This is a genomic window from Actinocatenispora comari (assembly GCF_017312725.1).
GTDB classification, from domain to species: domain Bacteria; phylum Actinomycetota; class Actinomycetes; order Mycobacteriales; family Micromonosporaceae; genus Actinocatenispora; species Actinocatenispora comari.
The window spans coordinates 1-21,961 of sequence record NZ_BOPO01000109.1 but is presented as its reverse complement, the minus strand read 5'-3'; the positions used below and the strand labels follow the sequence as shown (position 1 = coordinate 21,961).

At 71.9% G+C, this 21,961-nt stretch carries 19 protein-coding genes; 11 read left to right on the top strand and 8 right to left on the bottom strand.

Translation table 11 applies throughout. From position 1 onward, the window contains the following. Both NUM_RS25890 and murJ read left to right on the top strand, forming a co-directional pair. A partial coding sequence (locus NUM_RS25890) for an NUDIX hydrolase (RefSeq protein ID WP_225918862.1) occupies nucleotides 1–700 on the top strand: 700 nt, incomplete at its 5' end. 45 nt (nucleotides 701–745) lie between these two features. After that, entirely contained in the window at nucleotides 746–2,725 is a 1,980-nt protein-coding gene (murJ, locus tag NUM_RS25885; RefSeq protein WP_207127536.1) for a murein biosynthesis integral membrane protein MurJ, read from the top strand. 87 nt (nucleotides 2,726–2,812) lie between these two features. Here the strand turns inward: murJ and NUM_RS25880 are convergent, their stop codons facing one another. Both NUM_RS25880 and NUM_RS25875 read right to left on the bottom strand, forming a co-directional pair. Continuing rightward, the gene (locus NUM_RS25880) at nucleotides 2,813–3,097 is read right to left on the bottom strand and encodes a hypothetical protein (RefSeq protein WP_207127535.1); all 285 of its coding nucleotides are present in this window, start codon (nucleotides 3,095–3,097) and stop codon (nucleotides 2,813–2,815) included. Between the two features lie 155 nt (nucleotides 3,098–3,252). Beyond that, the gene (locus NUM_RS25875) at nucleotides 3,253–4,791 is read right to left on the bottom strand and encodes a helicase HerA-like domain-containing protein (RefSeq protein ID WP_207127534.1); all 1,539 of its coding nucleotides are present in this window, start codon (nucleotides 4,789–4,791) and stop codon (nucleotides 3,253–3,255) included. A 439-nt stretch (nucleotides 4,792–5,230) separates the two neighbouring features. On the opposite strand from NUM_RS25875, the gene NUM_RS25870 reads away from it, so the two are divergent. The 6 genes from NUM_RS25870 (at nucleotide 5,231) to NUM_RS25845 (ending at nucleotide 11,212) form a co-directional block, all read left to right on the top strand. Beyond that, nucleotides 5,231–6,679, top strand: coding sequence for a protein kinase family protein (locus NUM_RS25870; RefSeq protein WP_207127533.1), 1,449 nt, complete (start codon nucleotides 5,231–5,233; stop codon nucleotides 6,677–6,679). Nucleotides 6,680–6,772: 93 nt separating this feature from the next. Then, nucleotides 6,773–7,393 carry an RNA polymerase sigma factor SigM gene (sigM, locus tag NUM_RS25865; protein ID WP_207127537.1) on the top strand — a complete coding sequence of 207 codons (621 nt, stop codon included), beginning with the start codon at nucleotides 6,773–6,775 and terminating at the stop codon, nucleotides 7,391–7,393. Continuing rightward, nucleotides 7,390–8,331 carry a hypothetical protein gene (locus tag NUM_RS25860; protein ID WP_207127532.1) on the top strand — a complete coding sequence of 314 codons (942 nt, stop codon included), beginning with the start codon at nucleotides 7,390–7,392 and terminating at the stop codon, nucleotides 8,329–8,331. Before sigM ends, NUM_RS25860 begins: the two co-directional genes overlap by 4 nt. A 131-nt stretch (nucleotides 8,332–8,462) precedes the next feature. Next, nucleotides 8,463–9,389, top strand: a complete 927-nt coding sequence (gene trxB / locus NUM_RS25855) for a thioredoxin-disulfide reductase (protein ID WP_207127531.1) — start codon at nucleotides 8,463–8,465, stop codon at nucleotides 9,387–9,389. A gap of 28 nt (nucleotides 9,390–9,417) precedes the next feature. Next, the gene (gene trxA / locus NUM_RS25850) at nucleotides 9,418–9,735 is read left to right on the top strand and encodes a thioredoxin (protein WP_207127530.1); all 318 of its coding nucleotides are present in this window, start codon (nucleotides 9,418–9,420) and stop codon (nucleotides 9,733–9,735) included. Between the two features lie 334 nt (nucleotides 9,736–10,069). Beyond that, on the top strand, nucleotides 10,070–11,212 hold the full coding sequence (locus tag NUM_RS25845; protein ID WP_207127529.1) for an N-acetylmuramoyl-L-alanine amidase: 1,143 nt from the start codon (nucleotides 10,070–10,072) through the stop codon (nucleotides 11,210–11,212). Nucleotides 11,213–11,363: 151 nt separating this feature from the next. On the opposite strand, the gene NUM_RS25840 is transcribed toward NUM_RS25845, so the two are convergent. Continuing rightward, nucleotides 11,364–12,044 (bottom strand): GNAT family N-acetyltransferase, encoded by a 681-nt coding sequence (locus NUM_RS25840; RefSeq protein ID WP_207127528.1) that lies wholly within the window; start codon nucleotides 12,042–12,044, stop codon nucleotides 11,364–11,366. Between the two features lie 284 nt (nucleotides 12,045–12,328). Between NUM_RS25840 and NUM_RS25835 the strand changes: the two genes are divergently transcribed. From NUM_RS25835 to NUM_RS25825, 3 genes are all read left to right on the top strand, one after another. Then, nucleotides 12,329–13,636, top strand: coding sequence for an aminotransferase-like domain-containing protein (locus NUM_RS25835; RefSeq protein ID WP_207127527.1), 1,308 nt, complete (start codon nucleotides 12,329–12,331; stop codon nucleotides 13,634–13,636). Continuing rightward, entirely contained in the window at nucleotides 13,633–14,592 is a 960-nt protein-coding gene (locus NUM_RS25830; RefSeq protein ID WP_207127526.1) for a D-alanine--D-alanine ligase family protein, read from the top strand. The genes NUM_RS25835 and NUM_RS25830 overlap by 4 nt, the downstream gene beginning before the upstream one ends. Nucleotides 14,593–15,099: 507 nt before the next feature. Beyond that, entirely contained in the window at nucleotides 15,100–16,191 is a 1,092-nt protein-coding gene (locus NUM_RS25825) for an alpha/beta hydrolase (protein ID WP_207127525.1), read from the top strand. Here NUM_RS25825 and NUM_RS25820 read toward each other — a convergent pair. The 5 genes from NUM_RS25820 to rsmG all read right to left on the bottom strand — a co-directional run bounded on the left by NUM_RS25820 (nucleotide 16,166) and on the right by rsmG (nucleotide 21,488). After that, nucleotides 16,166–16,891: a methyltransferase domain-containing protein gene (locus tag NUM_RS25820; protein WP_207127524.1), complete on the bottom strand. Its 726-nt coding sequence runs from the start codon at nucleotides 16,889–16,891 to the stop codon at nucleotides 16,166–16,168. The two genes, NUM_RS25825 and NUM_RS25820, sit on opposite strands and share 26 nt — an antisense overlap. Nucleotides 16,892–17,395: 504 nt before the next feature. Continuing rightward, the gene (locus NUM_RS25815) at nucleotides 17,396–17,908 is read right to left on the bottom strand and encodes a GNAT family N-acetyltransferase (protein WP_207127523.1); all 513 of its coding nucleotides are present in this window, start codon (nucleotides 17,906–17,908) and stop codon (nucleotides 17,396–17,398) included. A 309-nt stretch (nucleotides 17,909–18,217) separates the two neighbouring features. Continuing rightward, nucleotides 18,218–19,246, bottom strand: coding sequence for a ParB/RepB/Spo0J family partition protein (locus NUM_RS25810; protein ID WP_207127522.1), 1,029 nt, complete (start codon nucleotides 19,244–19,246; stop codon nucleotides 18,218–18,220). Next, nucleotides 19,243–20,289, bottom strand: coding sequence for a ParA family protein (locus tag NUM_RS25805; RefSeq protein WP_370467058.1), 1,047 nt, complete (start codon nucleotides 20,287–20,289; stop codon nucleotides 19,243–19,245). Before NUM_RS25805 ends, NUM_RS25810 begins: the two co-directional genes overlap by 4 nt. Nucleotides 20,290–20,780: 491 nt before the next feature. Beyond that, nucleotides 20,781–21,488, bottom strand: a complete 708-nt coding sequence (gene rsmG / locus NUM_RS25800) for a 16S rRNA (guanine(527)-N(7))-methyltransferase RsmG (RefSeq protein ID WP_207127520.1) — start codon at nucleotides 21,486–21,488, stop codon at nucleotides 20,781–20,783. Between the last annotated feature and the right edge of the window lie 473 nt (nucleotides 21,489–21,961).

Sequence of the window (21,961 nt, the reverse complement as noted above, 5' to 3'; positions counted from 1 at the left end):
CAGCGCGAGCGGTGGCGCGGCCGCGTCCGACGGCGGTACGGCCGGGTCGGGCGGCGGCGGGCGGCGGCGCAAGCGGCGGCGCCGGCGGCGCGGCCCGGGCGCGACCGGCGAAGCGGCGGCGGCGCCTATGGGCGGTACAGCCACCGGGACGGCACCGGGCGAGGACGGCGCGCCCACCGCGCGGTCGGCCGCGAAGAAGCGGCGCAAGCGGCGGGTCGACACGCCACCGCCGGGGCAGATCCGCGGCCGGCGGCGTACCCGGTCGGGCCGGATCGAGGAGGTGTCGTCCGGCGGGCTGGTGGTCGACGTGCGCGACGACGGCACGTTCGGCGTGCTCATCGGGAAGCACGACCGGCGCGGCCGGCTGATCTGGTCGCTCCCGAAGGGTCACGTGGAGTTGGGTGAGACCCTGGAGCAGACCGCGGTGCGCGAGATCGAGGAGGAGACCGGGGTCTCCTCCGAGGTGCGGCACCGGCTCGGCGAGGTCGACTACTGGTTCATGCTGCACGGCGAGAAGATCCACAAGACCGTGCACCATTTCCTGTTGCGGTTCCTCGACGGCGAGCTGTCGGACCGGGACCGGGAGGTGGTGGAGGTCGCATGGGTGCCACTCGACGACATCCCGCAGCGGCTCGCCCACCCCGACGAGCGGCGGCTGGTCGCGCAGGTACCCGACCTGCTCGCGAAGTCCGGCGCGTGACGGCCGCAGCGGAGACCGGGCATGAGCGAGCACGACGAGCGAACCATGAGTAACCCCCAGGGGCGGGTGTACCGCAGCGGCGACGACCCGCGCATCCAGCATCCGGTGCCGGACGACGCGACCCGGCCGGCGGACGACCGCACGGCACGCTACGACGCGCCCGGGTACGAGCCCGGCCAGCGCGGATACGAGCCGGACCAGCGCGGATACGAGCCGGGCCGGCGCGGGTACGAGCCGGGTCAGCAGCAGGCGGAGCCGACCCCGCCGGGGCCGACGGCCGCCGGCGACGGGCTGTACCGGTCGTCGTTCGCCGTCGAGCAGGAGGTCGCCGCGATGTCCGCGCCGCACGGTGCGGTACCCGATCCGGCCGCGACGGCGACCATGCCGCCGACCGGTGACGTACCGCCGACCCCCGAACCGGAGGCCGGCGGCGACCGCGGCGTGATGCGCAACAGCGCGATGATGGCCGGCCTCAACCTGGTCAGCCGGGTCCTCGGCTACGGCCGTACCGTCGCGATCGGTGCGGCGCTCGGCCTGACCGTGGGCAACGCGTACACCCAGGCGGTCTACTCGCCGCAGATGCTCTACGAGCTCCTGATGGGCGGCACGCTGACCAGCGTCGTGGTCCCGCTGCTGGTCCGGGCGCGCAAGACCGACCCGGACCGCGGCCAGGCGTTCACCGAACGGTTCGTCACGCTGGCGGCGACGATGCTGCTGGTCATGTCGGTGATCGTCACGGTCGGCGCCCCGGTGGTGTCCTGGGTGCTGGCCCGCGGCACCCCGATCCACGACACGGTCACGTCGCTGAGCTACTTCATGCTCCCGGCGATCTTCTTCATGGGCCTGTCGGCGATGTTCCAGGCGGTGCTGAACACCCGCGGCTCGTTCGCGGCACCGACCTGGGCGCCGATCCTCAACAACATCGTCATCATCGGCTTCTTCGTGATGTTCGCGCTGATCTGGCCGGACAAGCCGACGCTCGACACGATGACGCTGCCGAAGATCGCGCTGATCGGGTCCGGCTTCACCATCGCGATGTGCGTGCAGGTGGTGGCGCTGACCCCGGCGCTGCGCAAGGTGGGGTACCGGTTCCGGCCTCGGTTCTCGTTCCGCGGCATGGGGCTGCGCGAGATCGGCCGGCTGGCCGGCTGGGCGCTGTGCTACGTGGCGATCAGCCAGGTCGGCATGCTGGTCGTCGTCAAGATCGCCGGACTGACCACCCGCGGCGACGACAACACCGGCACGATCGTGTACGACTACGGCTTCCTGCTGATGATGACGATCAACGGGATCGCCGCGGTGTCGGTGATGACCGCGCTGATGCCGCGGATGAGCGCGGCCGCGGCGGACCGGCGCTTCGGCGACCTGTCCGACTACCTCTCTCTCGGTACCCGGCTCTCGGCGGTGCTGCTGGTCCCGGGCACGGTGGCGCTCGCGGTGTTCGGCAGCCAACTGGGTGTCGTGCTGTTCCAGTACGGGCACTTCGGCGCCGCCGCGGCCCACTCGGCCGGCCTGGCGATCGCGATGGCCGGGTTCGGGCTGGTCCCGTTCGCGGTCAGCCAGCTGCAGATCTTCACCTTCTACGCGATGCCCGACACCCGTACCCCGGCGCTGGTGAACGTGCCGGTGGTGCTTGTCAAGATCGCCTTCGACGTGGCGGTCTGGTTCCTGGCGCCGATCGACTACGTGGTGCCGCTGCTGTTGGTCGGCAACGCGGTGTCGTTCGTCGTCGCGGCGATCGTGTCGTACGCGTTGCTGCGTCGCCGGATCGGTTCCCTGGGCCTGCGCCGGGTGGCCAGCACCCTGCTCCGGTTGGTACTGGCCGGCGCGGTCGCGGCGGTCCCCGGCTGGCTGGTGGCGAAGGCGCTCGGCCCGGTGCTCGGTCACGGCCGGATCGCCAGCCTGGCCGAGCTGGCCGCGGGCGGTGCGGTGCTCGCGATCGTCTACTTCGGCCTCGCGTACGCGCTGCGGGTTCGGGAGATCAACCAGCTGGTGAGCATGGTCCGCAGCAAGGTGGGCCGCTGAGCTACCGGCGGCACCACAGCACCGAACCGGCCAACGAGCCAGGACAGCAAGGTGGGCCGCTGAGCCACCGGCGGCTGCCTGCTGCGGTCAGCGGGTCTGGTAGGCGGCGCGGAGGAGTTCCTCGGTACCGGCGATCAGCTGCCGCACCACGGTGCCGTCGTGCCTGATCAGGTAGCCGCGGTCGATCCGGTGCACGAGCAGCGCGTCGGACGCCGCCGCCGGTTCGGGGCGCAGCGCCTCGGCGTCCGGGTAGGCGAGCCACGCGTGGTAGACGGTGCTGCCGACGCCGATCCCTTCGCTGGTGCGCTGCTCCGGCGGGAGTGGCCACAACAGCACCCGCCGGTCGGAGTCGAACACCATCGACGCAACCATGGGGACAGCATGACCAGTCCCTTGGGCGGTTGCCATCCGATATGCCGTGTTACCGCCCAGTAGTGCCGTTTACTGAACGATCTTGTCCGGCAACACCCGTTTCGCCGTGCCCGAGACGACTGAGAGGCTCGCCACAGCGACCCGTCGTGGCGGTGTCAACGACGGCGCCGCGCGGTCCCGAACAGGCTGCGGAACACCTCCCGGCCGGCCGTCGAGGCGGCCGACCGCAGGAACCCGCGTACCTCCGTACTGCCCAACACCTTCTGCACCATGCCGGGGTCGTCGCGCTCGGTCCGGCGCTTCTCCGGCGCCGACCGCGACTCCGGCGTGGCCTCGTCGGCCGGCGCGAGCTTCGCGGCGAGCAGCTCGTACGCCGACTCACGGTCGACCGGCTCGGCGTACCGGGCGTACCGCGGCGACTCCCTTACCCGTCGGTCGAGCTCGGCCGGGTCCAGCGGCCCCATCGTCGAGGTCGGTGCGGGCAGCCTGGTCCAGGCGACGGGTGTCGGCGCACCGGTCTCCGACAGCACCGTCACGACGGCCTCGCCGATGCCCAGCGAGGTCAGCAGCTCCGCCAGGTCGTACCCGGACTTCGGGAACGTGGAGACCGTGGCGCGCAGCGCCTTCGCATCGTCCGGGGTGTACGCCCGGAGCGCGTGCTGGACGCGGTTGCCCAGCTGGGCGAGGACGTCCGGCGCCACGTCCTTGGGGGTCTGCGTCACGAAGAACACCCCGACCCCCTTGGACCGGATCAGCCGTACGGTCTGGGTCACCGCGTCGACGAACGCCTTGCTGGCCCCGTCGAACAGCAGGTGTGCCTCGTCGAAGAAGAACACCAGCTTCGGTTTGTCCAGGTCGCCGACCTCGGGCAGATCGTGGTAGAGGTCGGCCAGCAGCCACATCAGGAACGTCGCGAACAGGGTCGGCTTCGTCTGCAGCTCCGACAGTTCCAGCACGCTGATCACACCGCGTCCGTCGTCGGCGGTGCGCAGCAGCTCGCGGGTGTCGAACTCGGGCTCGCCGAAGAAGTCCTCCGCGCCCTCGTCCGCGAACGCGATCAGCTTGCGCAGCAGGACGCCAGCGGTCTGCTTCGACAGGCCGCCGAGCGCGGCGAGTTCGGCCGCCCCCTGCTCGCCGGTCAGGTACGTCACCACGCTGCGCAGGTCCTTGAGATCCAGCAGCGGCAGACCGTGCTCGTCGGCGAAGTGGAAGACCAGGGCCAGCGACGACTCCTGGACCTCGTTGAGGTCCAGGACCCGGGACAGCAGCAGCGGGCCGAACGACGAGATCGTGACCCGGATCGGGATCCCCGGGCCGCGCCCGCCGAGGCTGTGGTACTCGGCCGGCACGGCGGCGGGTGCCCAGTCCTGGCCGATCGACCGGGCCCGCGCCGTGATCTTCGCGTTGCCGACCCCGGGCTGGGCGATACCGGACAGGTCGCCCTTGACGTCCGCCAGGAAGACCGGCACCCCGGCGGCCGAGAGCTGCTCGGCGAGTACCTGGAGGGTCTTCGTCTTCCCCGACCCGGTGGCGCCGGCGACCAGCCCGTGCCGGTTGACCATGCCGAGGGGAATGCGCACCTTCGCTTCGGCGGCCACCGTGTCCGGCCCGGTCAACAAGGCACCGAGGTCGAGACAGGGCCCGTCGAACGAGTACCCCTCCGTGACGGACTGGACGTTGTCGACTCCCGCCATCGCACACCCCCGTGACAGACCTCTCGTCCTCACGAAGAGTAAGTACTAAATCACATCGCCGCGGCGGCATCGTGAAGTCCGTCCCGCACCGCAACCCGGATCGCCCGCAACACGTGTATGCCTTTCGTACGTCCGTGTCATTGCGCAGGTGACACAGAGGTTGCGGGGTTTGACAAGTGGGCGACTCGGGAACAAATACCATCCGGCCCGTCGAGTACCGGAGCGCGACGCGATACGGTGGCAGCGGCTCGTGCGACCGTTCGTGCTGCGACGGTGCGGCACGGACCGTGATGGTCGAGGTTTACCGGCACGGTCATCGAGTCGCCGGAGTTGAGCAGGGTGCCGCATGCGCCCGTCGCGGAGGACCTAGGCTGTGAGTGAACGACGGGTCGCACTAGAGCCAGCCGCTGCCCGGGGGCCAGCCGGAGGGAGGACTGGGTTGACCCAGGTCGGAGCACCCGCGGTTGGCGAGGTGCTCGCCGACCGGTACCGCCTCGAGGAGCACATCCACGACGACTCCACGGGGCGGCAGGTGTGGCGCGGAGTGGACGTCATCCTCCGCCGCCCGGTCACCATCGTCCTCAAATACCCCGGCGGTGATTCCGCCAACGACATGCTGCAGGCGGCCGTCGCCGCCAGCCGGGTGGTCCACCCGCACACCGTCGGTGTGTACGACGCGGTCGACGAGGGCGAGCGCGCGTACGTGGTGCGCGAGTACGTGGACGGTCATCCGCTCCGCGAGATCGTCGCCACCGACGGCCCGCTCGACCCGGTCCGCGCCACCGCCGTCGCGTACGCGATCGCCGACGCGCTGGCCGCCATCCACGAGACCGGCGTCGCGCACGGCAACGTGCACCCGAACACGGTGCTGCTCGGCGCCGAGCGGATCGTGCTGGCGGACGCCCGCGCCTCCGCCGACGCCAGCCAGGAAGGCGACATCCGCGGCCTCGGCGGCGTTCTCTACTGCGCGCTGACCGGCACCTGGCCGGCCGAACTGCCCGGTGACTTCGGGCTGCCGCCGGCACCGACGGTGGACGGCAAGCTGGCCGCGCCCCGCCAGGTCCGCCCGGACGTGCCGAACTACATCGACGCGCTGACCATGGACCTGCTGGACGACCAGCTGGCGGCGCCGACCGCGGCCGAGCTGTCCGGCGAGCTGGCCCGGCTGAACATCGCCAACGAGGTCAGCGGCCCGCTCGACCTGGTCACGGTGGAGACCCCGGACCCCCCGGAGAAGCGGCCGCGGTGGAAGAAGCTGACCGTCGGCATCGCCGGCCTCGCGGTGATCTCGCTGCTCGGGCTGCTGATCGGCACCAAGTGGCTGAACAGCAACACCTCCGACGGCAGCGGCGGCCCGGGCGGCACCTCGACCAGCCAGTCCACCCCCGGCGGCAACAGCGCGCCGACCGCGATCAAGCCGGCCAACATCCGCATCGTCGACCCCGACCAGGGCGACCGCACCGAGCTGGACGGCGCGCGGAGCGCGATCGACGACAGCGCGACGACGCAGTGGGAGACGCAGGACTACAAGCAGGCCAACTTCGGCAACTTCAAGCGCGGCATGGGCATCCTGCTCGACCTCGGCAAGGTGCGCGACATCTCCACCGTGTCGGTCGTACTCAGCGACGGCGGCGCCACGGTCGGGCTGCGGATGGGCAAGTCCGACCCGGCGAACGGCGGCGCCAGCACCACGGCCACCGACGACTCGGTGGTGTCGAGCTACAAGCAGGTGCCGGGCGCCGAGCAGCAGGTGGTCCAGGTGACGAAGTCGTGGACGCTGAGCGGCGTCAAGACCCGGTACCTGATGGTGTGGATCACGAAGCTGCCGCAGGCGCAGGACGGCGGCTACCAGCTCGGCGTCAAGGACATCAAGGTCCGCGGGCAGTGACCGGCTCCCCGCGGGCCCGGCTGGCCGTCCGGGGCCGGCGCGATCCGGCCGAGTGACCCGACCGTGCGACACGACCTGCCGACGGCGAGCGGGATGGACCCGCGTGGCGACACCGAGCTGCTCCGGGCGCACGTCGCCGGCGACCCGGCCGCGTTCGAGACGCTGGTACGCCGGCATGCCGACCGGCTGTGGGCGGTGGCGCTGCGCACCCTCGGCGACCGCGAGGAGGCGGCCGACGCGGTCCAGGACGCGCTGATCTCGGCGTACCGGAAGGCCGACCGGTTCCGCGGCGACTCGGCCGTGACCACCTGGTTGCACCGCATCGTGGTCAACGCCTGCCTGGACCGGGCCCGGCGCCGGCAGGCCCGGCCCACCGTGCCGCTGCCCGAGTCGGGTACCGCCGAGCCGGTGGCCACCGGCCCGCAGGTCGCCGACCAGGACACCGCGCTGACCGTGCAGGCCGCGCTGGCCGAGCTACCGCCGGACCAGCGGGCCGCGCTGGTGCTGGTCGACGTGTACGGCTACCCGGTGGCCGAGGCGGCCCAGATCCTCGGCGTGGCGCCGGGCACGATCAAGAGCCGGTGCGCGCGGGGTCGGTCCCGGCTGGCCGGTCGGCTGGGTCACCTGCGGAACCAGACGGCGCCGCCGGACGTCAGATCGGAGACGGCCGACAGCGAAGACGGCGGTACGCAACGGGGGAGGGGGGCGACGTGAGCGACGATCTGCGGCCCCCGTCGCCCGACGCGGCACAGCACGACCCGGACTACCTGGCCGAGGTGCGCCGGATGGTGGCGGCGGCCCGGCTCGGCCGGGCGGTCGACGACGACCTGCTCGCCGACTACGTGGGCGGCGCGCTCGCCGGTACCGGGGTCGAGGAGCAGGTGGCGGAGCTGATCGCGACGCGACCGGAGTGGCGGTCGGCGCACGCGGCGGCGGTCCCGGCCGAGGCCGCGGTACGGGCCGACCTGGCGCACGTCGGGGCGGCCCCGGTGACGGCGCCGCCGGAGCTGCTGTCCCGGCTCGCCGACGGTTTCCGGCAGCAGACACCGCCCGACCACCCGGTCGTACCGCTGGATCGCGAGCGGCGGGCCGCCCGCCGGCGCCGGGCGCAGTGGCTCGCCGGTGCGGCCGCGGCGGTCGTGGTTCTCGCGTTCGCCGGCATCGCCGGGGCGAGCCTGCTGACCGGCGACGGCGAGAGCGGTTCGGCCCGCAGGACCGATTCGGCGCCGAACGGGGCGGCGCCGTCGCCCGGGGACACGAGGGGACCGAACCACGCGCAGGTCGCGCCGAAGGACGGCCGGCCGACCGACGGCGTGCGGCTGGCCGCGAGCGGTACCGACTACACCACGAGCACCCTGGGCCAGGCGGGTGACCAGGCCGGACAGCAAGCGCTTTCCGGTACCGCGGCGGCCGCGGTGCCGAGCGCGTTGCGGCCGCTGGCCGATCCGGCCCGGCTGGACAAGTGCCTGCACCAGCTGGGCGCCCCGGGCGCCTCGCTGGTGGACTTCGCGATGTTCCGCAGCCGGCCGGCCGCGGTGGTCGTCGCCCCCGCCGGCTCGGCCGAGCAGATCTCGGTGGTCGGCCCGGAGTGCGGCACCGATGGGGCGCACCTGCGCTACCAGACCACGGTGGTCTCGCTGCACGCGTCCTGACCGGACGTTCGGCGCCGCGTGACACAGACCGCAGCGGGGAATCTCGGTCCGTACGATGGCGTTCTGTCGGCAGAGGCTTCGATCCGGCACTGGCAGCCGGCTTCGGGCACGTCTAGGAAGAGGGTCGTGTGGTGGCAGACGTCCGAAACCTGATCATCGTCGGGTCCGGGCCGGCGGGCTACACCGCCGCGGTGTATGCGGCTCGGGCGAATCTGAACCCGCTGGTCATCGAGGGCGCGCAGTCCGGTGGTGCGCTGATGACCACCACCGAGGTGGAGAACTTCCCCGGTTTCCCGGACGGCATCGACGGCCCTGACCTGATGGACAACATGCGCAAGCAGGCCGAGCGGTTCGGTGCCGAGCTGCTGACCGACGACGTGACCCGGGTCGAGCTGGCCGGCGACGTCAAGCGGGTCTGGGTGGGCGACACCGAGTACCAGGCGAAGGCGGTCATCCTGGCCACCGGTTCGGCCTGGCGCCCGCTGAACGTGCCGGGCGAGCAGAGGCTGCTCGGCCACGGCGTCTCGTCCTGCGCGACCTGTGACGGGTTCTTCTTCCGCAACCAGCACATCGCGGTGGTGGGCGGCGGCGACTCGGCGATGGAGGAGGCGACGTTCCTCACCAAGTTCGCCGAGACCGTGACGATCATCCACCGCCGGGACGAGTTCCGGGCCAGCCCGATCATGGCAGAGCGCGCGCTGAAGAACGAGAAGATCAAGGTGATCTGGGACTCGGTGGTGACCGAGGTGCTGGGCACCGACAAGGTCGAGGGCGTGAAGCTGCGCAACGCGAAGACCGGCGAGGAGTCCACCCTGGACGTCACCGGGCTGTTCATCGCGATCGGCCACGACCCGCGCAGCGAGCTGTTCGCCGGGCAGGTCGCCATCGACGACGAGGGGTACGTGCGGGCCGAGTCGCCGACCAGCCGCACCGATGTGACCGGGGTGTTCGCCTGCGGCGACCTGGTCGACCACTCGTACCGGCAGGCCATCACCGCGGCGGGCACCGGTTGTGTCGCCGCCCTGGACGCCGAGCGTTACCTCGCGTCCGTCGAGTGAGCAAGATCCTTTCGAGAGGGGTACCAACATGAGCAAGGCCGTCACCGACGCCAGCTTCGACGCCGACGTACTGAAGGCCGACAAGCCGGTTCTGGTCGACTTCTGGGCCGAGTGGTGCGGGCCGTGCAAGAAGGTCTCCCCGGTGCTCGAGGAGCTCGGCCAGCAGTACGCGGGCCAGGTCGAGATCGTGAAGCTCAACATCGACGAGAACCCGAACACCGCGCGCAACTACGGCGTGATGTCGATCCCGACCCTGACCGTGTTCAAGGGCGGCGAGCCGGTGCAGTCGGTGGTCGGTGCGCAGCCGAAGAGCGCGCTGGCGAAGTTCATCGAGTCCAGCCTGTAACGTCCGACGGCTCGGACACTAAGTCGCATGTAGGGACCGGGTTGCCAGTAGGGCCACCCGTCGCCGGGTAGCGGGCAGCCAGCCTGCCGCCCGGATCCGGGCGGGGCACCCGGTCCCGAATTGCTACCCCTTCGGCACGTTGCGTCGTTTCGGTACGAACGACAACGAATGACGCATCCCTCGCGGCCGGTGGGCGTCGGCCCGTACGGGGCCAAGCCGGACCACGGAGTACGCTCCGATGTCTGTGATGCTCGCGCCGCGGTGTCCGCGGCCAGCATTCACCGTGGCCGTGCTGCGCCGCCACGGAGTCGATGCCGCGAGGGAGGCACCACGTATGCGTCCGATCCGACCGGGTGACCGCGGTCCGGCGGCAGCTGAGATCCGCACCGTCCTCGTCCGGCTCGGGCTGCTTCCCGACGACACCGGTGACGATCGCTACGACGCCACCGCCGAGCGCGCGATCCGCGCATTCCAGCAGTCCCGCGGGCTGATCGCGGACGGCGTGGTCGACGACCAGACCTGGCAGGCGCTGGACGGCGCCCGCTGGCAGCTCGGCGACCGCCCGCTGTTCGCCGCCCGACCCGAACCGCTCACCGGTGACGACGTCCGCACCCTGCAGGAGCGCCTGCTCGAGATGGGGTACGACGTGGGCCGCGCCGACGCGGTCTTCGGTGACCGCACCGCGCACGCGCTCGGCAAGTTCCAGCGCGAGGTGGGGCTGACCTCCGACGGCTCGTTCGGTCCGGCCACCATGGCGGCGCTGCGCCGGCTCGGCCGGAAGGTCACCGGTGGCCGCCCGCAGCTGCTCCGCGAGTCCGCGCTGCTGCACAACGCCGGCCCGGCCCTGGTGGGCAAGCGGATCGTGATCGACCCGGGCCACGGCGGCGATGACACCGGTGTCACCGTTCCGGACGGGATGCTCCGCTGGACCGAGGCCGACATCGTGTACGACCTGGCCTCCCGGCTGGAGGGCCGGCTCGCCGCGGCGGGCGTCCAGGTGCACCTGACTCGCAACCGGGACACCTGGTTCCCGGAGCGGGAGCGGGCCCGGTTCGCCAACGACCTCGGCGCCGACCTGCTCATCTCGCTGCACTGCGACGGCCACCCGAATCCCGCCGCGCAGGGCGTCGCCGCGTACCACTTCGGTGGGCCGGTCGGGGTCACCTCGACGGTCGGCGAGCAGCTCGCCGGGCTGGTCGAGCGGGAGGTCGCCGCGCGTACCGGGATGCTCGACTGCGGCGCGCACGCCAAGGGCTGGGATCTACTGCGGCTGACCCGGATGCCCGCGGTGCGGGTCGAGATCGGCTACCTCACCTCGCCGGACGACCGGGCCAAGCTGATCGACCCGGTGTTCCGGGACCGTGCGGTGGAGGCGATGGTCGCCGCGATCCAGCGGATGTACCTCACGAAGGACTCCGACTTCCCGACCGGCACCTTCGACGTCAGCTCGCTGCGCACCGCCCTCGCCGCCCGCTGACCGTCGGTCCCACTGACCGCAGTCCGGCCGGCTTTCCCGGTACGGGAAGCGTTCGCTGTCCCGATCGTCCGGTGCGCCGGGTGCCGGCTGGTCGGATGCTGAGGCCGCTGGTCGGGCCCCGGCAGGCTGGCCGGTCGGGTGTTGAGGCTGGTCAGTGCGGCAGGGCGGGGTGCAGCAGCGCCTCCGGGCGCATCGAGCCGAGCAGCTTGTCCAGCGCCGCTTCGACGTCGCTCTTCCAGGACAGCGCGGTCCGCAGGTCCATCCGCAGCCGCGGGAACCGGGGATGCGGCCGGACCGTCTTGAACCCGACCGACCGGAAGAAGTCGGCCGGTACCACGCAGCGGTGCTCGCCGGGCAGCGCGGCGCTGGGGGCCGCGTCGTGCTCGGCGCCCCGGTCGGCGGCGGCCGGGCGCTCCCGGCCGAACGCCTCGATCGCCTTGATGCCGCGCCGGGTCAGGTCACGGGCGACACCCTGGACGAGCATCCGGCCGAGGCCGCCGCCGGCGAAGTCGGGCACCACGTACGCGGCCATCAGCAGCACCGCGTCCGGGCTCACCGGGCTGGTCGGGAACGCGACCGAGCGCGGCACGTACGCCGGCGGCGCGAACAGAACGTAACCGGCCGGTGCCTCGTCCACGTAGATCAACTTGCCGCAGGAGCCCCACTCCAGCAGCGTCTGGGACGCCCACGCCTCCTTGGAGAGCTCGGCGTCGCCGGCGCGCACGGCGCGGTCCGCGGCGACCGGGTCGAGCTCCCAGAACACGCAGCCGCGGCAGCGGCCGGGCAGGTCTTCCAGGGTGTCGAGGGTGAGATTCACCAACCGTCGAGACACCGTCACCCCCTGCTGGACCGGTACCGGCGGGTGGTCCCGGCGTCGGTACCGCGTTCTCTCGGGGTGGAATCCTACGCGGTCTGCGTCACGTAGCGCAGCGGTTGCTGCACGTCGACCGGTAGAGTGTGGCAACCGTGCGCCGCGGGTACGGACCCGCCACCGCTGCCGGAAGCTTCCCCGGGCGCCGGGTCGAGCCAGAGGCTGTCTCGACGTCCTCGACCGGGGACTCGCGGCAGGCCCTGAACGCCGGCCCCGGGCTGGCGAGGACGCAACGAGGGGGCGCCGTGTCCGGCACGACACTGGACGACTACACCGATCTGTACGCGCAGCGGGTGCACGGGATGAAGGCATCCGAGATCCGCGCGCTGTTCTCGGTCGCGAACCGGCCCGAGGTCGTCTCGCTGGCCGGCGGCTCCCCGTTCACCGCCGCACTGCCGCTCGACGCGATCGGCGACCTGGTCGCCGAGCTGATCCGCCGGGAGGGCGCACCGGCCCTCAACTACACCGGCGGCCAGGGCGAGCTGGCGCTGCGCGAGCAGATCTGCGCGGTGATGGCCGAGGAGGGTATCGACGCCTCCGGCGGCGCCTCACCGGACGACGTGGTCGTCACCACCGGCTCGCAGCAGGCGCTCGATCTGGTGTCCCGGGTGTTCCTCGACCCCGGCGACGTGGTGCTCGCCGAGGCGCCCAGCTACGTCGGCGCGCTCGGCGTGTTCCAGGCGGCGCAGGCCGACGTGGTGCACGTATCGATGGACGACGACGGGTTGGTACCGGCGGCGCTGGAGCAGGCGATCGCCGCCGTCGCCGCGTCCGGCCGCCGCGCCAAGTTCCTGTACACGGTGCCGGCGTTCCACAACCCGGCCGGCGTGACGCTGGCCGAGGAGCGGCGCGAGCAGATCCTGGAGATCTGCCAGCGGCACCGGCTGCTGGTGCTGGAGGACAACCCGTACGGGCTGCTCGGGTTCGAGCAGGACCCGCCGGCGCCGCTGCGCGCCCGCGCCCGGGAGGGCGTGCTCTACCTCGGGACGTTCTCCAAGACGTTCGCCGCCGGGGTGCGGCTCGGCTGGATCCTCGCGCCCCACGCGGTGCGGGAGAAGCTGGTGATGGCGTCCGAGGCGGCGATCCTGTGCCCGGCCACGTTCAACCAGCGGATCGTGGCCCGCTACTTCGCCACCATGCCGTGGCGCGACCAGCTGAAGGTCTTCCAGGAGCTGTACCGCGAGCGCCGGGACGCCACACTGTCCACTTTGGACGAAGCGATGCCGGCCGGGGTCAGCTGGACCAGACCCGCCGGCGGCTTCTACATCTGGGTCACGCTGCCCGAGTCGCTCGACTCGAAGGCGATGATGCCGCGCGCGATCAACGCCCGGGTCGCCTACGTTCCCGGCACCGGCTTCTACGCCGACGGGTCGGGCGCGCGGCACATGCGGCTGTCGTACTGTTTCCCGCCGCCGGACCGGTTGCGCGAGGGCGTGCGCCGGCTCGGCCGCGTCATCGAGGAGGAACTCACGTTGCGCTCTACGTTCGGGGCCACCGGCAGCGCCGGCGTACCGCGACGCGTCACCGGCGACGTACCGCCGGGGATCGCGTGACCGCCGAGGTGCCGCCGCGGGTGCTCGTGCTCGCCGGCGGCCTCTCGTACGAGCGGGACGTGTCGCTGCGGTCCGGTCGCCGCGTCGCCGACGCGCTCGCCGCCGCCGGCCTGGACGTCGAACTGCGCGACGTCGACGTGACGCTGCTGCCGTACCTCTCGGCGGAGCGACCGGACGTGGTGTTCCCCGCCGTGCACGGCAGCCCCGGCGAGGACGGCTCGCTGCCGGGCGTGCTCGACGTCGTCGGCGTCCCGTACGTCGGGGCGACCGCCCGCGCGGCCCGGCTCGCCTGGGACAAGGCCACCACGAAGTCGATCCTGTCCGACGCCGGCATCGCCACCCCGCCGTGGGTCACGCTGCCGCACTCCACCTTCTCCGAACTCGGCGCGCAGAGCCTGCTCGACCACATCGTCGCCCGGCTCGGCCTGCCGCTCGTGGTCAAGCCGGTACACGGCGGATCCGGCCTCGGCGTCGCCGCCGTCCGCTCCGCCGACGCGCTGCCCGCCGCCATGGTCGGCGCCTTCTCGTACGCGCCGACGGTGCTGATCGAGCGGTACGTGCCCGGCGTCGACGTCGCGGTCAGCGTGCTCGACGAGGGCGACGGGCCGCACGCGCTGCCGGCCGTCGAGATCGAGCCGCCGGACGGCAACTACGACTACGCCGCCCGCTACACCGCCGGGATCACCACCTGGCACTGCCCGGCCCGGCTGCCCGAGAAGGTGCTCGACGAGGTCGCCGAGACGGCGGTACGGGTGCACGCCAGCCTCGGGCTTCGCGACCTGTCCCGGATCGACATGATCGTCGGCGCCGACGGGGACATCCAGGTACTGGAGGCCAACACGGCGCCGGGGATGACCGAGACGTCGCTGTTGCCGATGGCGGTGGAGGCGGCGGGGCGGCGGCTTGGCTCCGTTCTGCACAATCTCGCGGCGCGGGCGAGTGGTCGGGGGCGCTGAACGTTCCGGGTTCCGGGTTCCGGGTTCCGGGTTGCCGCGTTGCCGGGTGAAGACCACCTCTGTTTGTTGTTGCACCCCTTGTGGGAAGTCGTGGGGAGGGGGCTTCGCCCCTCCCCACACCCCTCCCCGTCAAGGGGGCCTTCGCCCCCTTGACCATCCCCCGTCGGGGACCCGGAGACGAGATCCTGACCCCGCCTGGCCGCTTCGGAACGTCGGGTCCCGGTGATCGGTGCCGACGCCGCCTGGACGCTTCGAAAGGTCCAGGAACGGTGATCGGTGCCGACGCCGCCTGGCTCGGTTCGGAGCGTCGGGGACGGTGGTCGGGTTGGGCGTTGCGGGGTCGGCTCGAGGTGGCCGGAGGTTGGGGCCGCTCGCGGCTGGGATCGGCCGGGCGGCGGCTGGCTGGCTCGGAATCGGGGGGTGGAGTGCGCCTCGGTGGGCTCGCGCGGGTCGTAGCGTGGGGGATGGGAGGCGATCTTGGTGCGTGGGGCGGCGGTGGGGCCTCCGATGCCGATGACGTCCTGGTGGGTTCCGGCCGGGGTGTTGCTGGGCACCGTGGTGGTCGTCGGCGGGCTGGTGGCACTGCGGCGGCGACGTGGGTGGCCGCGACACCGTAGCCCGGCGGTGGTCCTGCTCGTGCTCGGACTGCTCGCCGCGATGCTGACCGGGCTCAACAGCTACGCCGGGTACGTGACCACGCCGAGCTCTGTCCCGGCGGTACTCGGTTTCACGCATCCGCCGCGGGTGCACGGGGACCGGGATCTGCCGGCCGGGCACGACTCGACGGTGGTGTCGCTCCGGCTGGGCTCGACACGGCTGGCCGTACCGACCCAGACCGTGCACGTCTACCTCCCGGCCGGCTATCGCGGTGACTCCCGGCGGTACCCGGTGCTCTACCTGTACGGCGGGTGGCCCGGGCGCAGCAACGACTGGCTGATCGCCGGGCGGCTGCCCGCGGTGCTCGACGAACTGATCGCCCGCGGCCGGGTACGGCCGATGATCGTCGTCATGCCGGACACGACGCTCGGCGGGCTGCACGACACCGAGTGCCTCGACGCGGTGTCCGGCCCGAAGCTCGAGTCGTTCCTCGCCGGCACCGGCGCGACCGATACCGTGCCCGGCTACCTGGACCGGCACTTCCGGACCATCGCCGACCGGCGCGGGCGCGCCCTCGCCGGCATGTCGTCCGGAGGCTTCTGCGCGCTCAACCTCGGGCTGCACCACACCGGCGAGATCGGCTCGATCGCGGCGCTGGAACCGTACCCCTCGGCCGGCGCCGGGCCGGAGTCGGCGGCGCTGAAGGGGCGGCCGGAGCTGGTGCGGCACAACCGGATCCTCGACTACCTGCCCGCCATGCGGTTCGTCGCGCCGGTACCGGTGTTCCTGGACTGGCCGCGGCGCGCGTCGGCGCAGGAACGCCGGGACAACGCGCGGCTGGCGGCGGCGCTGCGGGACCGCGGCCAGCAGGTGACGACCCGTACCGAGGACTCGGCGCACACCTGGCACCTGGCGCAGCTCGCCGCACCGGCGATGCTCGAGTTCGTGTCCGCGCACCTGGCCCCGCCCGGCACCGTCACCCCGGACGGCGCCCCGCGGTGACCACGTAGTCGAGCTGGTACCGGAACTCACCGCCGGCGAGCGCGGCCTCCCACTCCCGCCACTGACGCCGGTCGAACAGCCCGTCGGAGACCATCAGCTCGCCCCAGGTCGTGATGCCGAACGCCCGGGCCGGATCGGTGAGGACCAGCCGCCACCGCCGCACCGCGACGTCGGTCAGCCCGGCCGCCGTGAACACGGCGGCCGCACGCTCGGCGAAGTCCGCGTTCCGTACGTGCGTGCGCCGGAACCGCGTCACCACCGCCGCGAGCGGGCAGCCACCGGCGTCGATCGTCAACGTCGACTGGTCCGGATCCGCCACCACCACCCGCCCGTACGGCTCGGTCACCCGTACCGTCTCGGCGAGCGCCCGGACCGGATCGGCCAGGTGCTGGAACACCCGGTCGGCCCGCACGGCGGTGAATGCGCCGTCCGCGAACGGCAGCGCGGCCGCGTCCCCGACGGCCATCCGGCGCCCACGCGTCGCCGCCCGCCGCGCCATCACCACCGAGTTGTCGACGCCGACGAACGTCGTCTCCCCGCCCGGCCCGGCCCCCAGATCGAGCACCCTGGCCGTACCCGTCAGCTCCCGCATCACGTCCCGGTAGGCCCGCACCACCGCCCAGGACTCCAGCCCCTCCTGCACCCTCACCAGTTCCTCGGGCCGCTCCGTGCCATCCACCCGGTCCCACACGAATCCCACGACACCAACCCGATCACTACCCGCGAGAGGCCCACGCGCCATGAGCCCAGATCTGCACTTCCCAACATCCCGAACGCCCAGGCCCATGCTCCCAGCACCAAACCCACCCGCCCAAAGCAAACCAGACCCCGCACCAAGACCCCACCCCCAGTGGAACAGGCGGCGTCCAAGCCGATCACCGGTCCCCGACGTTCCAAGACCGCCAGGCGGCGCCAAGACCACAACACCCCCAACGCTCCGAAGACAGCCCGGCGGCGTCCAAGCCGATCACCGGCCCCCGACCTTCCGAGACGGCCAGGCGGAGTCCGGACCTCGTCCCCGCTTCCCCGACGGGGGATGGTCAAGGGGGCGAAGGCCCCCTTGACGGGGAGGGGTGTGGGGAGGGGCGAAGCCCCCTCCCCACGATTCCCCACAAGGGGTCAAAACAGCGAACAGAGGTGGCCTTCACACCACCGCCCCGAGCGAACCCGGCCACCCCACGTCCAGGCCGACGCGCCCCAACCCTCAGGCAGCGTCGACCTCCCGCTCGAACCACTGCACATCCCAGTACCGCCCGAACTTCCGACCAACCTCGCGGTACACCCCGATCGGCTGGAACCCGAGCCCACGATGCAACCGCAGCGAGGGTTCGTTCGGCAGGCACACCCCGGCGTACGCGCGATGCACGTCGGCCGCGGCGAGCTCGTCGAGCAGGCGGCGGTACAGCAGCGATCCGACGCCGCGCCCGGTGCGCTCCGGCGCCAGGTACACGCTCAACTCGACCGACGTCTCGTACGCCGGCTTGGGCCGGAATCGGCTGCTGGATGCGTAGCCGAGCACCACGCCGTCCTGCTCGGCAACCAGCAGCCGGTACCGCCTCTTCGTGTGCGCGTCGAACCAGCCTCGCCGCTCCTCGACCGTGGCCGGCTCGATGTCGAACGTGATCGGTGTCGTGAGTACGTAGTGGTTGTAGATCTCGGTCAACCGCGGCAGGTCGTCCAGCCGTGCCTCCCGTGATCGGATCTCGGTCTCGAGCATCGAGCACCTCCCGCGGCCATGGCAACACCCCGATGTGTCCCGGATGTTTCGCCTCGGTTCCCGGTGAGCCCGGCATCGGTGCCCCCGCTCACGTTTCACGTGAAACCGATCGGCGTCGGCGCGGCGAAGGTCAGCACGGCTGGGCTGGCTGCCCGATGGTGGAACGCGGATCGCCGCCCCGGAGCAAGGTTTCACGTGAAACGCCGAGTTCCCTGCAGAAGACGTCGACGTCCGCGGTCGCGCCCGAACACACGAACGGCGGCCTTCGCGGAAGCGAGGGCCGCCGTCGGCGGGGTAGTACCGGTCGGCTCAGTCGCTCGCCCGGCCGTTGATGCCCATGATCCCGACGATCCGCTCGAGGTCGTCCACGGTCGCGAACTCCACGACGATCCGGCCCTTGCGCCGCCCCAGATCCACCTTCACCCGGGTGTCGAACTTGTCCGAGAGCCGATCGGCCAGCTCCGTCACGGCGGGGGAGTGCGCGGCCGGCTTCTTGTCCCCGGCCGGCTCCTTCCGCTTCCCGGCCGGGCTCGCGGCGGTCAGCGCGACGATCTCCTCGGTCGCCCGCACCGACAGCCCCTCGGCCACGATCCGCTTGGCGACCTCGTCCTGGCGGTCGGCATCGTCCATCGCGAGGAGCGCCCGAGCGTGCCCGGCGGAGAGCACGCCGGCCGCCACCCGCCGCTGAACCGCCGGCGGCAGGTTCAGCAGCCGGATCGTGTTGGAGATCTGCGGCCGGCTGCGGCCGATCCGCTTGGCCAGCTCCTCGTGCGTGGCACCGAACTCCTCCAGCAGCTGCTGGTACGCGGCCGCCTCCTCCAGCGGGTTCAGGTTGGCCCGATGGACGTTCTCCAACAGCGCGTCGCGGAGCATGTCGTCGTCCGGAGTGTCCCGCACGATCGCCGGGATGTTCTCCCGCCCGAGCGACTGGGCCGCACGCCAGCGGCGCTCACCCATGACCAGCTCGTACCGGCCGGAGCCGAGCTCGCGGACCACGATGGGCTGGAGGAAGCCGACCTGCTCGATCGACGTCCGCAGCTCCTCCAGCGCCTCCTCGTCGAAGACCTGCCGTGGCTGCTTCGAGTTCGGCTCGATCGCAGCGACCGGGATCTCCCGGAACCGCGCACCGGGTACGGGCGCGAGATCCGCATCCTGCTGGGGGCCACCGGCAGGCCGGTCCTCGACCGGGGCGGCCTGCATCGGCGCCGGCGACATCGCGGGCGACGGCGCCGGGGGAGCGGACACCGGCGCCTCCTGCGTCGCGGTGGACGCATCGGTCAGTCCGGTGGGGATGAGTGCGCCGAGCCCACGCCCGAGGCCACCGCGGCGATTCTTCATGCCTTCCCTCCCGCGGCCGCACCGCGCTCGGCGAGCTGCTTGGCGGCGTCGAAGTAACTGGTCGAACCGCGCGATCCGGGATCGTAGGTCAACACCGACTGCCCGTACCCGGGTGCCTCGGAGACCCTGACGCTCCGCGGGATCACCGCGTCGAGCACCACGTCACCGAAGTGCTCCCGTACCTCCTGCGCCACCTGGTCGGCGAGCTTGGTACGGCCGTCGTACATGGTGAGCAGGATCGTGGAGATCCACACCGAGGGGTTCAGGTGTGCCTTCACCAGCTCCACGTTGCGGAGCAGCTGCCCCAGCCCCTCCAGCGCGTAGTACTCGCACTGGATCGGGATCAGGACCTCCTCGGCGGCGACGAGCGCGTTCACCGTCAGCAGGCCGAGTGAGGGTGGGCAGTCGATGAAGACGTAGTCGAGCGGCTCCTGGTACGCGGCGATCGCGCGCTTGAGTCGGGACTCGCGGGCGACCACCGAGACCATCTCGATCTCCGCGCCGGCCAGGTCGATGGTGGCCGGCACGCAGAGCAGGTTCGGGATGCCTTCGACGGTCTGCGCAGCCTCGGCCAGCGGCAGCCCGTCGGTCAGGCAGTCGTAGATGCTGTTGAGTCCGGCGTGGTGCTCGACGCTGAGGCCCGTCGACGCGTTGCCCTGCGGGTCGAGGTCGATCACCATCACCCGGCTGCCGTGCAGCGCCAGCGCGACCGCGATGTTGACCGCGGTCGTCGTCTTGCCGACGCCGCCCTTCTGGTTGGCGATGCACATGATGCGCCGGTGCGCCGGCCGGGGGATCAGCGCCGCGCCGGACGGGTTGAGGATCTGTACCGCCCGCCGCGCCTCCATGGCCAGCGGGAGATCATCCTCGTCGAGGTCGGTTTCACGTGAAACCGCGCCGGACGGCTGGGTCGGCACCGCGCTCGTACGCTCGCTCGCCAACGGGTCCGGCACGACGGCCGAGCCGCTGCCACGGACGGGGGAGTCCTCGCCGACCGCCGTTCCCTCGTCGTACGACTCGGGCCGGCGCGGCGTGCCATACACCGTGCCGGTGGAACGGGGCCGAGCTCGTTCAGTCGATCCACCAGGCCCGTCGAGCGGGTCGGTTTCACGTGAAACAGAGACCTCGGCCAGCGCCTTCCGGATTCGCTGCTGGCTGACGTCGTACCCAGCCTGCGACGGCTCGGCAGGTCGGTCCTCGCGCACCATGCTGCCCTCGTTCGGTCGATTGGGGGAATCACCGGCACCCATCGGGGAGCCTGCCACAGCGGCGCCATCGCGCCGACTCGACCTCCGTCGCGAAGCGACCGGGCTTCGCCGGCGAGGGGGCGCGGGCGAACCGCTGTGACCGATGTCCGTCGTTCCGGTGTTCGTACCGATGTGCGGCAAGCCTACGGCGATCAGCCCGGCATGACCATCGTGCGTTGCCGAAACGCCGCGCCGCGGAGACCCCGCAGCCGCCTGCCCAGTCGTACCGAAGGGGCCGCCCGCACCGCGAATCGACCCGCCACCGACAGCCCCGTACTGCCCGAAGATCATGTGTTGATCCGCCCCCGCTTCTTCTTGCCGTTCACCCCGCTGCGCCGGACCACCTCGACCACGGTGGTGGCCGGCTCCACCAACCCCACGCCGCAGTGCAGCACCCGTGGCTCGTCCCCGCCCGCCCGACGGATCTGCGCCGCATGCTCGGCGATCTCTTCGCCCGCCGACGACCCCTTCATCGCCAGCAGTCGGCCGCCGATCGGGAGCAGCGGCAAGCACCACCGCACCAACCGATCCAACGAAGCGACCGCGCGCGCCGTCACCACGTCCGGCTGGGCGATGTGGCCGGCCAGCTCCTCGGCACGACCGCGGGCCACGGTGACCCGTGCGAGCCCCAGTTCGTCGACGACCTCATCCAGGAAGGCGGTTCGCCGCGCCAGCGACTCGATCAGCACGATCGACAGATCGGGGCGGGCCACTCCGAGCACGATACCGGGCAGACCCGCGCCGGATCCGACATCCGCCACAACCGACCCGACCGGGAGCAGCTCCGCCAGCACCGCGCAGTTGAGCAGATGCCGGTCCCACAACCGAGGTGCCTCCCGCGGCCCCACCAGGCCGCGCACGGTGCCCTCGGTGGCGAGCAGTTCCGCGTACCGCTCGGCGAGCGGCAGCCGCGCCCCGAACACCTGTCGCGCGGTCTCGGCCAACGCCGGCGGCAGCGCACCCGCGCCGGCGATCGGATCGGTGGATTCAGCCATGTACCGATTCTCGACGTCTGGCGCACCCGCATCCCGACGCCGTGCCGACCAAGTCACCAACATCTCAGCTGGCGTCCAGCCCCGCTCGGTCGCCCGAAGCAGACCTTGACCCCAGCAGTTCCATAAACGCCCAAAATTCTACAAACAGGGCACGAAAATCCCGCGACCAACACCATCAACCGTCAATTCGACACTGACGAAACTCCAACACCCCGGTTCCGAGCCATCCACCCGATCACCGACCCCAACCTCCCGGCCCACCCGGCGCCCCAGCAGGATTCCGCCCACCAACCCGACCCCCGACCGCGCCGAGCCGTTCAAGCCGCCCACTCCCGATGCCCCGACGCGGCCAGCGTTCGAGGGAGCCAGGCGGCGTCAGCAACCAACACCGACACCCCGCCGTTCCGAGACGGCCAGGCGGCGTCCCGCCCGAACACCGGTCCCCGACCTTCCGAGACGGCCAGGCGGCGTCC